At 43.4% G+C, this 12,158-nt stretch carries 9 protein-coding genes; 1 reads left to right on the plus strand and 8 read right to left on the minus strand.

Going from position 1 to position 12,158, the window contains the following annotated elements; all coding sequences use genetic code 11:
• Positions 1 to 90: 90 nt before the first annotated feature.
• The 4 genes from LPAF129_RS06960 to LPAF129_RS06975 form a co-directional block, all read right to left on the minus strand.
• Positions 91 to 765, minus strand: a complete 675-nt coding sequence (locus LPAF129_RS06960; RefSeq protein ID WP_244055455.1) for a hypothetical protein — start codon at positions 763 to 765, stop codon at positions 91 to 93.
• Positions 766 to 915: 150 nt separating this feature from the next.
• Positions 916 to 1,593, minus strand: a complete 678-nt coding sequence (locus LPAF129_RS06965) for a metal-dependent hydrolase (RefSeq protein WP_244055456.1) — start codon at positions 1,591 to 1,593, stop codon at positions 916 to 918.
• A gap of 364 nt (positions 1,594 to 1,957) precedes the next feature.
• A complete protein-coding gene (locus tag LPAF129_RS06970; protein ID WP_244055457.1) occupies positions 1,958 to 3,169 on the minus strand; it encodes an NAD(P)/FAD-dependent oxidoreductase in 1,212 nt (403 codons plus the stop codon).
• A gap of 13 nt (positions 3,170 to 3,182) precedes the next feature.
• Positions 3,183 to 4,091 carry a prenyltransferase gene (locus LPAF129_RS06975; protein WP_244055458.1) on the minus strand — a complete coding sequence of 303 codons (909 nt, stop codon included), beginning with the start codon at positions 4,089 to 4,091 and terminating at the stop codon, positions 3,183 to 3,185.
• A 437-nt stretch (positions 4,092 to 4,528) separates the two neighbouring features.
• Between LPAF129_RS06975 and LPAF129_RS06980 the strand changes: the two genes are divergently transcribed.
• Positions 4,529 to 5,509, plus strand: coding sequence for a polyprenyl synthetase family protein (locus LPAF129_RS06980; RefSeq protein WP_244055459.1), 981 nt, complete (start codon positions 4,529 to 4,531; stop codon positions 5,507 to 5,509).
• 497 nt (positions 5,510 to 6,006) lie between these two features.
• On the opposite strand, the gene cydC is transcribed toward LPAF129_RS06980, so the two are convergent.
• The 4 genes from cydC to LPAF129_RS07000 are packed head-to-tail and all read right to left on the minus strand — an operon-like array spanning position 6,007 to position 11,978.
• Positions 6,007 to 7,773 carry a thiol reductant ABC exporter subunit CydC gene (gene cydC, locus LPAF129_RS06985; protein WP_244055460.1) on the minus strand — a complete coding sequence of 589 codons (1,767 nt, stop codon included), beginning with the start codon at positions 7,771 to 7,773 and terminating at the stop codon, positions 6,007 to 6,009.
• Positions 7,774 to 9,486, minus strand: a complete 1,713-nt coding sequence (cydD, locus tag LPAF129_RS06990) for a thiol reductant ABC exporter subunit CydD (protein ID WP_244055461.1) — start codon at positions 9,484 to 9,486, stop codon at positions 7,774 to 7,776.
• A gap of 33 nt (positions 9,487 to 9,519) precedes the next feature.
• Entirely contained in the window at positions 9,520 to 10,551 is a 1,032-nt protein-coding gene (gene cydB / locus LPAF129_RS06995) for a cytochrome d ubiquinol oxidase subunit II (protein WP_244055462.1), read from the minus strand.
• Positions 10,551 to 11,978 (minus strand): cytochrome ubiquinol oxidase subunit I, encoded by a 1,428-nt coding sequence (locus tag LPAF129_RS07000; RefSeq protein WP_244055463.1) that lies wholly within the window; start codon positions 11,976 to 11,978, stop codon positions 10,551 to 10,553. Before LPAF129_RS07000 ends, cydB begins: the two co-directional genes overlap by 1 nt.
• Positions 11,979 to 12,158: the final 180 nt, after the last annotated feature.

A 12,158-nucleotide genomic window follows, 5' to 3' on the forward strand; every position in this document is an offset into this window, starting at 1 on the left:
CTATTATCTACATCTTTTATTATTTTTCTAAGCTAGTATTAATCCAAAAAAACTTCCCAGCAACTTAAAAATCACTGGGAAGCCTCAGTTTTATAGGTCAAACACACCATAACGGGCCTGCTTAGGCGAAATATCAATCGTCGTTTCATCAATTTCCGGTCGTAATTTCAAGATGAAGCGCAAACTTTTTTGTTCTTCTTCATCCAAATCGTGGGTCGTGTTGATCTTGACAATATTTCGGCCATTTGGCGCATATTCCAAAACGTTATTTTCAACTTGCGGTGTGGCTGGCTGCTGCAAATATTTGCTAACGACTGGATCTTCAGTCATATACACACTAGTCAATAGAAAAGTTGTCGCTAATCCTAACAACAAGTTTTCTTCCAAAATGCCCTTTTCTTGCGCACTGTGCGCGTCATCGCGTTCAATCAGCTGCTTAACAATACTTTCCAGCCCTGATTCGGCCACAAAGGCATATTTGCCCTGCGAAAAAGCATCCAAGACGTTCTCACCCAAATATAGCAACAAAGTGTATGGTGCCACATTGCCGTTCGTTTGCAAGGCGACACCAGCTTCGCCGTGAGCCTCACGTAATTCCTCTAATAATTCTGCTTCAAAATCCTGGGCTAAGGCAGCATGGAGTTCAGAAACACCTAAAATTTTAGCTAAACCAGAGGCGTAGTGCCGCTCAAATTGGGCAGCGTATCCTCGCATCGTATCACTTTTTAAATCAATTAAATCCTGTGCAGTATATTTTTCTGACATAATTGACCTCCTTTCACTTCTAAAACAATCGAGAACGAAAGTCTGTCGCTCAAAGATTCGTACAAAATTGTATCTCTCTTATTGTAAGCCCAAAGGAAGTGAAACGCCAGTCACCGCATTTTTTTGCAAGTCGAGTTCCAAAAATCTGTGTTACACAGTCCACGCCTGGTCCACGACCGGGATCTTCCCTTGACCGGGTGCTAACATTTTAAGGAATTCTTCCGGATCGGCTTGGATCGCCGGAAAAGTATTGTAGTGAATTGGTACTACCGTCTTAGCGTGTACTAACGAGGCCGCATAGGCTGCATCATCGCTGCCCATCGTAAAATGATCGCCAATTGGCAAAAAGGCGACGTCCACTGGTTGTTTGCGCGCCACTAGCTGCATATCTGAAAACAGACCGGTATCACCTGAAATATACAGTAGTTTGTCCTCAATTTTTAGCGCAATTCCTGTCGCAACTCCAAGCGGCAAATTAATGCCGTTGACCTCTGTCGCTGAGGTGTGCCAAGCTGGCGTTAATTTGACGTCGCCAAATGTCAAATGCACGGTCCCGCCGATATTGGGGCCTTCAGTCTGAAAGCCCTGTTGGGCAAAATACGTGGCTAAATCAGCAATCGCAACGATAGTAGCCCCAGAGCGCTCAGCAATTTCTGCCGTGCTGCCCACGTGATCATGGTGAGCATGTGTCAGCAAAATATAGTCCGGCGAGTAATCAGCGGCTGTCGTTTTAGTGAATGGATTACCGTCGATAAACGGGTCGATCAAAATTTGCTGTCCCTGCGTTTGGATCTCAATAAAAGCATGTCCGTGCCAAATGATTTTCATTACAAATATCCTCCTTTTGCTGCTGTTGGTTCCTATAATTCTCAAGTATAGTACAAGTTGCCAAAATTCTCTTCCCTTTTGCTTTAGTGGCTGTGAGTCATGGGAACAGGTTGCTGATTGCGGTCGTTGTTCCGGTCAAACAGCGGTCGCATCCTCATTTGCGATCGTTGTTTCTGCCAAACGACGACTGCAAGTGCAACAGCTGCCTTCACCCACTCACAAATAGCGCAGCCGCATTCGTGCAGTCCGCTGAATTGACCTGCTGTCTTGCTCGCCAAACTCCAGCCTGCTCCCATTTCCCAAAATCAGGGTATAAAAAAAGGGCTCGCCCCTATAATTAGAAGCAATCCCTCTTTTAATCTTTCTAGTGATATAAGTCGAAACGACCCTTAGCAAAGAGTGTCTTTGTGCCACCAGTTTCAATCAATGATTTATTCATGATAACTTTCTTCAAAGCTGAAGCTGCGTAGCCTTTAACTGACTTACCATTACCAAGAACACCAAAGGCATGTGTGTTACCGATTGAAGCAACAGTTCCTTGTGATTCATAAGTAAAGTCACCAGTTTCACGACCAGCCAATTGGTTCAAAATGTTCTTAGCTGCCAATTCACCCATTACAAGTGAAATTTGTGCTGTTGTTGGGTATGGACGATTTGATTCAGGGTCCATCACTGCTGAACAGTCACCAACAAGGTAAACATTCCGGTATTCTGGGTCACGTAAGTCACTGTCAACTGTCATGCGGCCACGACGTGCTGAGAAGCCTGATGCATCAATAACTTTGCTGCCAGAAACACCTGTTGTCCAGATGATCGTGTTAGCTGTTAATTCATCAGTTTCGCCTGTTTCAGCGTTTGTTTGGTAAACAACAGTTGAAGGCTTGATTTCTTTGATTGGTTTACCAGTCAAGAACTTAATGCCCCAGCTTTCAAGCTTAGCGATCCCATAATCAGCCAATTCTTCTGGCATCATTGGCAATAGGCGAGTAACTGCTTCAACCACGTAGATTTCGATTCGTTCTGGAGCGACATCAGCGATTTCAGCAAAGTGAGCACGGTTATCATTCAAAGCACCCAACAATTCGATCCCGGTAAAGCCGGCACCACAGACAACGATCTTCAAGTCGTCAGGATTATGAGTTTGTTTGTAATCTTCTAATTGAGCAACGATGTGATCATAAACATCAAGTGCTGTATTTACGTCAACCATTGGCAATGAGTTTTCGTCAACACCAGCGATTCCAAATGATTCAGAGCGGAAGCCTAAACCAATGATGATGTAATCGTATGAAAGTGTTTCGCCGTTGTCCAAACTAACTTCACGTTTGTCACGGTCAATTTTTTCAACAGTTGCTTGAACAAATGTGGTTACATCTGTGTCCACAACGTCTTCGATTGGGAATAAGATTTTTTCTGCTGGTTGTGTACCTGCAGCAACTTCATGCAAATCAGTTGCTTCATAGTGATAGTCGTTACGGTCTACCAATGTAACATGGAAACCACCCTTACTGCCTTGCAAAAACTTCAATGCACGCAAACCTGCGTACCCGCCACCTAAAATTACGATTTCTTTCATGGTAAATCTCTCCTTATAGTGTAAATAAAATATAGACTAGATAAGATAAAGCTTGAGCAGCTGCACCAATCGCAAGAATCTTAACTGCACAAAGAAAAGTTTCTTTTTTGACCTGTTTGCGGCTAAACATGCGCACGTTTTTAATAATGACTGGTAAAACCACTAAGGACAACAAGACTGTCCATGGTGCGATGCCGACCACAACGGCCAAGATCAATGAAAGCACTGCCATAACATTCATTATAACAAATAATCTGACAGAACTCTCTTTTCCGAGGTAATGAGATAGTGTATATCGCTGATTTTTTTCGTCTTCTTCTAAATCGCAGGTATTGTTGGCTAACATTAAGTTAGAAATCCACAAAGTATCAGGCAAAGCAATCAACAACACTCCCAAAACAGTGGACCAATTCCAGGTAAAATCTTGGTATGTATTAATGTATACACACAGCAACGTAATCATAAATCCCATCGTTGGACCAGAGAATAACTCACCTAGAGGCAAACTGGATAGCGGACGTGGACCTGAAGAATAAAAGATCCCGACCAAATAACAAAGAATTCCCATTACTAGTACCGGCCATCCGGTAACATAAGCAATTGCTACACCAATCACAACTGAAACAAGAATCATCGATATCATAAGTCCAAGTACTAACTTTAATGATAAATGTTCTCGGCCAATAATGTTAGTATTTTGCTTATAATCTTTTTCATCCACGGCATGGTAGTAGTCATTGACATTATCTAAAATATCAACAGACATGTTAAAAATAAACATGGCAAGGAAAAAGGCAACTAACAATCCAGGATGAATTGAATGAAAATTGTACCAACTATAACATGCGCCCAAGATAAAAGGCAAGATACTAGCTGTTTTAGCTTTGATCTCAACTAATTCCAAAAAAACAGGAATGGGCAAAGTAACACCTCCTTTCAAATTACAGAGCGGAGCAAACTGGGAGGACTCGAGCACTAGTAAAGACTAACCTTTAATGCGCTTTTAGCATTGAAGGCTGGTCTTAGCTAGGCGGAAAGTCCTAGTTTGCGGAGCTCGACTAAGGCCCAGCGTCAAAAACAAATGACAATTCTCACAATCATAGCGACACTGACGCCAGGATTCAGCAAATTTTTGCCACGAGCTTTTCTTGCAGCACTCTGAAAAAAACACGAGTAAAATTAACAAAAAAATGCTAAAGTTAATTATGACTCAAAAAAGGTCGTCAAAAACCTTTCTTACTTATATTTTACTAGCAAAGTGGTCCAAATTTCAATTAAATATTTTTCACATTTCATAAAAATATGGTTTAATATAAGGTATAGACTTGTTATTAATCAGGGGCAGGAAGGAATAATCACATGTTTACATTATGGAATAAGTTTCCGCAAATCTTTAAACAATTAAAACGTGTCGATCAATTGATCGATGAAAGGATCCACACTAATAATCCAAACGTCGAAGAACTACTAACTTCTTTGACAGATGATAAAGGCAAACAATTGCGTCCTGGATTATTCTTACTCTTCAGTCAACTCGGAGGACAACAACTACATAGTGAAGAAACTTTGATCAAAATCGCTGCTTCAGTTGAAATTTTACACAAAGCAACTTTGATCCATGATGACATCATCGATGATTCACCATTACGACGTGGCAAGATCACTGTTCAAGCTAAGTACGGTAAAGACGTTGCGGTCTATGCCGGCGACTTGTTGTTCACTGTCTTCTTTAGTTTGTTGACAGAAGCAATGAACGGTTCGAAATATTTAAGTTACAACTCTCAAGCAATGTATCATTTATTAGTTGGTGAACTAAGTCAAATGCACCTGCGCTATTCCCAAACTCAATCGATCGATGATTATTTGGAAAACATCCAGGGCAAAACGGCCGCACTCTTCAAATTAGCTTGTATGGAAGGGATTCACTTTAGCAAACCAGACGAAGCTACTGAAGAACTCGCTGGTCAAATCGGCTTAAATATCGGGATTGCCTTTCAAATTTACGACGATATCTTAGATTACACTAGCAACACGACTGACCTGAAAAAGCCGGTCCTAGAAGATGTTGCCGAAGGTGTCTACTCTTCACCACTGCTTTACGCCTTCCATAAGGCACCGGCAGAATTCAAGCCATTACTCGACAAGAAACAAAATATTTCACTCGCTGAGATCCAAGAAGTTGCCAAACTTGTCGAGAAATACGATGGTGTTGGCGATGCTAAAAAATTAGCTGCACACTATACTGATTTAGCCCTAGCTGAAATTGATTCACTGACGAACCAAAAAGTTGCCAGTCAAATTCGGACTGTCGCAGTCAAATTATTAAAGCGCAACTCTTAATCAGAACATCTCAAAAAAAGACTTAGCTATTGCAGCTAGGCCTTTTTTCGTGCTCAAGTTTGCGATAGTTATGTACATAAGCTTGGGTTTCGTACTAAACTTTCCAATAGTTTGGTACATAAACTCTGTAGTCATTCCTTTCATTGAGCTATGTCCACAAATCTTTTTCTGGACCAAACTTCGAGCGACTTCGGTCCACAGATCTTTTTCTGGACCAAACTTTGAATGAATTCAGTCAACAAATCTTTTTCTGGACCAAACTTTGAGCGACTTCTGTCTACAGAACTCGCTGTACACACTACTTTCCCAAACTTCTGTCTACAGAACTCGCTGTACACACTACTTTTCCAAACTTCTGTCTACAGAACTCGCTGTACACATTACTTTCCCAAACTTCTGTCTACACCAAAAAAGCGACTGTCGCTCACTGATTTAGTGAACAACAGTCGCCATTATAATTTTAATCAAAACTCAAGCCAGAACTTTTCGCCCTGTTGCTAGAAACTTCCCCGGTCAATTCTTAACAGCTTTTGGTAGTACTCATTTTCAGCCGCTAGTTGAGCCGGGCTGCCATTTAATTTCAATTCACCATCTTCGACAAAGATCACTTGATCCATCAAAGATAAGCCCTGCAAATGATGAGTGACCCAGATCAGCGTTTTGCCTGCGAGTACCTCGACAAAAGTTTCGATCAAAGCCTGTTCCGTAACTGGATCTAGACTCACTGTCGGTTCGTCCAAAATTACCAGCGGAACATCTTGCAGTAAGATCCGTGCCAAAGCCAAACGATGACGTTCACCGCCAGAAAAACGTTGGCCCGCCTCATCGACCGGCGTATCCAAGCCCGCTGGGAGCTGGCGGATCATTTCTGCAAGTCCAACACGCTCTAAGACTTGCCACAGCTGTTCGTCTGTGGCATTTTCGTCACCAATTTTCAGGTTATTGCGCACCGTCGTATTAAACAAATACGGCGCCTGGTGGATCACGCCGACAAACTGGCTGATCTCATCACCTAAGTCGCTGACCGGCACGCCATTTAGCGTAATTTGGCCGCTGACCGGCTTTAAGTCGCCCCGTAACAAATGGATCAAGGTTGTCTTTCCCGAGCCGCTACGGCCCAAAATTGCCAGTTTTTGACCTTGTTCAAGCGACAGGTCAATATTTTCTAAGACGTTTCTGCGGCCGTCCGGATAACTAAAACATAAGTCGTTCACTGCTAGTTTAAACGGCGCCTTTAGCCCCGCTGCCAGCTGCTTAGGGTCCGCCACAGTCTCTTGCTTCGTCGGCGCTTCATCCGTGGACAGATCATTGAGTCGACTCAGTGAGTCCTGATAAATATCCGTCTCTGCGGCTGCTCCTGGAATCTGAGTGAACGCGTCACTGATCGGGAAAATCACCAAGACAAAGGCTGCAATCCAGTTCGCGGCCCCGCCGTGGTTGCCCGGAAACTGGAAGGCTGCCCAACAAACGATGACCACCGTCACAACCGCTACGACCAGCTGAACCAGCAAGTTTCGCAAGTTTTCGTGCTGCTTTAACTCGTGATTGACAGCTCGCAGCTGCCCTTCTTGCGCGTCATGCTGCGAAACGTATTCTTGTCCGCGCTGACTGAAGATCCAGTCGGACACGCCCAAAACGTTATCGGTCAAACCACCGTACAACTTATTTTTGATCTGCTTTTGCTGCTCTTGCTTGGCACCGTTGACCAATAAGGCCACCAGCGGCATCAAGATCGTCAAAACTCCCAGCAATAACAACATCGCTAGTGCGAAAAACCAGGAGAAAAAGCCGAGTGCGATCACGATCACGGCGTACAACAACCAGCCGACGATCGTGGGAAAAACGGTCCGCAAGTACAAGTTTTGGATGTGGTCGATGTCATCGGAAAAGACGCCCAAAATATCGCCAGTCTGATGCTTATCTTTAAAGAAGACCGCATCTTTTTCCAAGACGTTGTACAAACGCAACCGTAACTCACTCGTTAATTTCAGGACCCAGTTATGACTGGTCAGCCGTTCGATATAACGAAAGACCGGCCGGCCGATCCCGAAAGCTCGGGTCAACACGATCGGCACATACACGACCAGAATGTTTTCCGGCAATGAAGCTGACCGTGAGATCAAATAACCTGAGTTAAACATCAAGGCTCCGCCGCAAAAGAACGTCATGAAGCCCAAAAACAGGGCCAGCACAAGTGTCTTACCGTATTTAGTCAGATATGGCTTGATCCAAGTATCATTTTTCAATAAGCTAAAAATTTTCATTTAGATCCTCCCCATCGCATGACTTAACTTCACTAAGGCGCCGTCTGCTTGTTTCAGCTCGGTCAAACTACCTGCCTCGGCTACTTTCCCGTGGTCCAACACGACTACTTGGTCCATCTCGTTTAACCAGTGCAAACGGTGGGTCGCAAAGATCACCAGGTGATTTTCCATTAGCGGCAGCATCTTTTCTTTCAATTCAACTTCTGTTTCAATGTCCAAATGCGCAGTCGGTTCATCAAATAAGATGATTCGTCGGCTCTGGTCCAAAAAGGCCCGCGCTAAGGCGATCCGCTGTGCCTGGCCCCCGCTCAAACTCCGGGCGCCTTCACCAATCACGGTCTCCAAGCCGTCCGGCAAATCAGCGACTAAGTCCGTCAAGCCGACAGTTTCAACCGCTGCAGCCACCTGTTCATCAGTAGCATCTTGCTGGTAAAAAACGATATTTTCTCGCAAAGTTTGGTGGAAAATATAGGGCACTTGTGGGATGTAGATCAGTTGCTTTTGCCAGTCAGCTTGTTTGAATGAGTCCAGCGCGATTCCGTTATACGAGATCTCGGCTTGGTCCGGCTGCAAAAAGCCGCTCAACAAGTTGATCAAAGTCGACTTGCCTGACCCGCTCAAGCCCACGATGCCGACCTTTTGAAAGCCGTGCAGCTGCAAGTCAAACTGGTTGACCTGTTGGGCTTGGTCATAAGAATGCTGCATGTTTGTAATCGTTAATTGACTAGCAGCGTCCCACTGTGGTAATTCCTGCGGCTCGGGTAATTGTTCGTCGTAATCCAAAATTTCATTGATGGCGCCAAAAGCATTCTTCCCGTTTAAGGTCGCGTGATAGTCATTAGAAAAATCACGGATCGGTAAAAAGTACTCTGGACTCAGGGTCAAAATCACCAAAGCCGGGTACAACAACATCGTTCCGTTGATCAAACCCAGTCCTAAAAAGACTGCCACTACCGCGATCGATAAAGTCGTAAAGAAGTCCAAAGCGAAAGTGGATAAGATCGCGATCTTTAAGGTACTGATCGTAGCCTTCCGGAATTTTTCACTGGTTTTGAAAATACTGTGCCCATACTTTTTACTGAGGCCAAAGAACTTCAGCGTATCAATGCCCCGCAATGAATCAACAAAGTGGTTCGCTAAAATTTGGTAGGATGCGTACTGTTTGTCAGCTTTATCCTGGGCTGCATAACCCAAAATAATCATAAAAATAACATCCACTGGTAAGATCACCAGTAAAAAGGCTGCAGCTTTCCAATCAAAACAGGCAATAGCAATCAAAATTACAAAGGGGATCAGTATCATATTGATCATTTTGGACAAGGATAAACTCAGGTAGTCTTCGACTTGGTCGATCCCTTCTAGAGCCATTGTCGTCACATTCCCAGTCCCCTGCTTTTGCGTGATTTCTGGACCAACGCGAAAGACTTTCTCTAATAATTTATTCCTGATCTCCTGGGAAGCTTGACTCGCAAACTTATCCAACCGCTGCTGTTTTATGTATATACACAAGTGTCGCAGCAGGTATAGTAAGACGAACCATACCAGCCACGATATTTGTGCAGATAACGGATGCCCATTCCACAAGCTCACGATTGCTCGTGAAATTGTGATCGTCTGACCAATGATTGCGACAGACTGGAGCAATGTCAACAGCATTAGCAAGGACAAAATTTGTTTTGCCCCCGGGATCTCCATTATCTTTTTATCTAACATTTTTTATTTTGTCTCCATCTCTAAATGAGCCAACTAGTGACTTGTCTCTTGGACTTTTGTCGCTGTTTTTTTAGTAGAAACACGTTTTCTGAAGATGTAGTAAGTCCAGCCAATGTACAGTAAAACAATTGGCAGCATGGTGCAAACTACGATCGTCATGACCTTCATCGTATATGGTGAAGAAGATGAGTTTTTGATCAACAAATCAAACTTCGAGTTCGTTGAGCTGATCATCAAACGAGGGAATAGTCCTTGGAATAACAAGGCAACCAAGGAAACTAAAGTTAAACCACTCGCTGTAAAGGCCAAGCCTTCTTTGTTTTTGAGGACTCCGATATGAGCGATGACTGACAATAAGACGATCACCACTAACAAACTCAATGTTGCGACCAAATGACGGTCAAAGAAGTCTGTTTGGAAATACATCAAAACGGCAAAGGCAACCAAGCCAACATACAAAACTGGGTACAAAACTTCACCGTACTTTTTGACGCGACCACGTAATGGCCATTCTGTCTTCAAACCGATGTAGTTCAACCCATGCAAGTAAGCTAAAAGTGTCAAGGCAACTCCGCCAACGATCGAGAAGAGGTTAACGTAGTCTGTAAAGCCGGCCCACACGTTACCGTGAGCATCGAGCGGCATACCTTGGACTAAACTAATAAACATGATGCCAAACATAAATGGCACGATGAAACTACCAATGGCAAGTGTCCAGTCCCAGATATGCTTTTTGTCGGCAGAAGTCCGTTCGCGAAATTCAAAGGAAACCCCACGAATGATCAAGCCAAACAAAATGATAAACAAGACTAGGTAGTAACCAGAGAATAATGCTGAATACCAGTATGGGAACGAAGCAAACATTGCCCCACCAGCTGTGATCAGCCAAACTTCATTTCCGTCCCAAACCGGTCCGATCGAAGCAATCACTTGGTCACGTTCGTCATCATCTTTAGCCAAAGTGACAACAGACATCCCGACCCCATAGTCGAAGCCTTCCAAGAAGAAGAAGCCTGCAAATAAGACACCAATAATAATAAACCAAATTAATTGTAATGTTGTCATTATTCAAATGCCTCCTTACTAAATGGATCAACGTCTGCATCAGAGCTAAGCGGTGCGTTTAAAGTTACACTATCATCGTCTTCTGGGCCCTTCTTCAATTCTTTGACAACTAAAGCAACCATCACGATTGCCAAGAAACTAAATAAGCAGAAGTACACGATATTTGAAGTTAGCAATGAACCCACTGAAACGTTAGGCGACACACTATCTTTAATGGTGAACAAGCCGTAAACAGTCCATGGATAACGACCTAATTCTGTGACTAACCAGCCGCAAGTATTAGTAATAAACGGCACGAAGGTAAAGAGTCCTACGATCCACAGCATCCATTTTTGTCTAAACAGCAACTGGCTCTTCTTGCGGGCAAAGAACAGTCCGATGACCGCTACACCCAGCATTGCCATGCCGAATAATGCCATGATATGGAATGACCAAAAGAGGGTATTAACTGGTGGATAGTAGTTATTTTGATCCCCGTATTTAGCCTGTAACTTCTTATTAGCTTCATCCATCCCTTGAATTGAGCCAGATGGCTTATGGTAAGACAAGAGACTTAACATGTAAGGGATCTTGATGCTGAATTTATCTTCATGGGTCTTAGTATCCATAAAGTCAACTAATTTCCATGGAGCAGGGTCAGCTGTCGTATGCTTTTCCCCTTCAGTTGCAGCAAATTTCATTGGTTGGTCTTCAATCAGAGCTTGCATTTGCAAGTCCCCAGCAGCGAAGACTGCCAGTGACCCAACTAAACCAACGACTAAGCCAAGTTTTAATGAACGTTTGAAGAAATCAGTTTCCTTTAACTTCTTATTCAACAATTTGAAAGCAGACATCCCGGCGATCAAGAAACCACCCATCGTGATCGCACCTGCGATCGTGTGGCCAAATTCATACCAGGCCTGCGTATTAGTGACTAATTCCGGGAAGCTCGTCATCACAGCACGGCCGCCTTTGATTGCATACCCAGTTGGGTGTTGCATAAAGGCATTCGCAGTAATGATCCAGAAAGCAGACAGCATTGAAGCAGCTGTCACCAGCCAAATGAAGGCCACGTGCAAACCTGGTTTAACAGTCTTCCAGGTAAACATCCAGAGACCCAAGAAAGTTGACTCCATAAAGAAAGCCAACAAAGCTTCAATCGCAAGCGGGGCTCCAAAAATGTCCCCCATAAAACGTGAGTAATCCGACCAGTTCATTCCAAACTGGAATTCCTGAATGATCCCTGTCACAACACCGACAGCAAAACTAAGCAGGAAAATGTTGCCCCAGAACTTAGTCATGCGTAGATACATCTTATTTTTGGTGCGTACAAACATTGTTTCCATAATTGCAACTACTAATCCTGTTCCGATAGTAAAGGGAACGAAGAAAAAATGGAAGATGGTCGTCATCCCAAATTGAAAACGCGCCAAACTTAGAATATCCATTCACAATTCCTCCTTTATAAAATTTTTATAAATTAACCATTCTTACTATACACCGAAAATCACAAAAAACCAATTACCTAAGTAATTTAATATTGTCCAAGATTTAACTTTTAAAAACCGGTTGCACAAATTTGGTGTAACCACGGGCTTTACGCCAGTTTTTGCTATGACTTAGAATTT

This window comes from Ligilactobacillus pabuli (assembly GCF_022836475.1).
GTDB classification, from domain to species: Bacteria; Bacillota; Bacilli; order Lactobacillales; family Lactobacillaceae; genus Ligilactobacillus; species Ligilactobacillus pabuli.

Coding starts and splice junctions, on each gene's coding strand:
- LPAF129_RS06960 (WP_244055455.1), bottom strand. CDS start 765: ATGTCAGAAAAATATACTGCACAGGATTTAATTGATTTAAAAAGTGAT.
- LPAF129_RS06965 (WP_244055456.1), bottom strand. CDS start 1,593: ATGAAAATCATTTGGCACGGACATGCTTTTATTGAGATCCAAACGCAG.
- LPAF129_RS06970 (WP_244055457.1), bottom strand. CDS start 3,169: ATGAAAGAAATCGTAATTTTAGGTGGCGGGTACGCAGGTTTGCGTGCA.
- LPAF129_RS06980 (WP_244055459.1), top strand. CDS start 4,529: ATGTTTACATTATGGAATAAGTTTCCGCAAATCTTTAAACAATTAAAA.
- cydC (WP_244055460.1), bottom strand. CDS start 7,773: ATGAAAATTTTTAGCTTATTGAAAAATGATACTTGGATCAAGCCATAT.
- cydD (WP_244055461.1), bottom strand. CDS start 9,486: ATGTTAGATAAAAAGATAATGGAGATCCCGGGGGCAAAACAAATTTTG.
- cydB (WP_244055462.1), bottom strand. CDS start 10,551: ATGACAACATTACAATTAATTTGGTTTATTATTATTGGTGTCTTATTT.
- LPAF129_RS07000 (WP_244055463.1), bottom strand. CDS start 11,978: ATGGATATTCTAAGTTTGGCGCGTTTTCAATTTGGGATGACGACCATC.